Annotated in this window: 1 protein-coding gene; it reads left to right on the plus strand. The window is 61.1% G+C overall.

Annotated elements, in window-relative coordinates:
- The first annotated feature begins 183 nt into the window (after positions 1–183).
- Complete coding sequence (gene glnK, locus N879_RS15715) at positions 184–522, plus strand: P-II family nitrogen regulator (RefSeq protein ID WP_003096476.1); 339 nt, start codon at positions 184–186, stop codon at positions 520–522.
- Positions 523–548 lie beyond the last annotated feature (26 nt).

The raw sequence follows: 548 nt of genomic DNA on the forward strand, positions 1-548 counted from the left end.
CCGTTGACGCACGCACCGGTTCGTTGCGGTGCATGGGCGATTCGCGACGCTTCGTCGGCGAGATTGGTGGTGTCGGTCCGCGGCCCGGCTGAAGCCGGAGCGTTACAAGAGCCAGACACTGAGCTTAGACTTGAGCCGGGTTCGTACTTCTGGGGCAAGTCCACCTAAACGGGAGAAGTTTTCATGAAACTAGTCACTGCCATCATCAAGCCGTTCAAGCTGGACGACGTGCGCGAGTCGCTGTCGGAGATTGGCGTACAGGGCATCACCGTCACCGAAGTCAAGGGCTTCGGCCGGCAGAAGGGCCACACCGAGCTGTACCGCGGCGCCGAATACGTCGTCGACTTCCTGCCAAAGGTGAAGATCGACGTGGCCATCGCCGACGATCAGCTCGATCGCGTGATCGAGGCCATCACCAAGGCGGCCAACACCGGCAAGATCGGTGACGGCAAGATCTTCGTGGTCAACCTGGAACAGGCCATCCGCATCCGTACCGGCGAAACCGATACCGACGCGATTTAAGCAGCACCTCCGAACCCCCACGCCCC

It is taken from the genome of Alcaligenes sp. EGD-AK7, from assembly GCF_000465875.3.
GTDB lineage: Bacteria > Pseudomonadota > Gammaproteobacteria > Burkholderiales > Burkholderiaceae_B > Alcaligenes > Alcaligenes phenolicus.

Bases quoted from the DNA above. Each gene is read 5' to 3' on its own strand.
- glnK (WP_003096476.1), top strand. From the start codon at position 184: ATGAAACTAGTCACTGCCATCATCAAGCCGTTCAAGCTGGACGACGTG.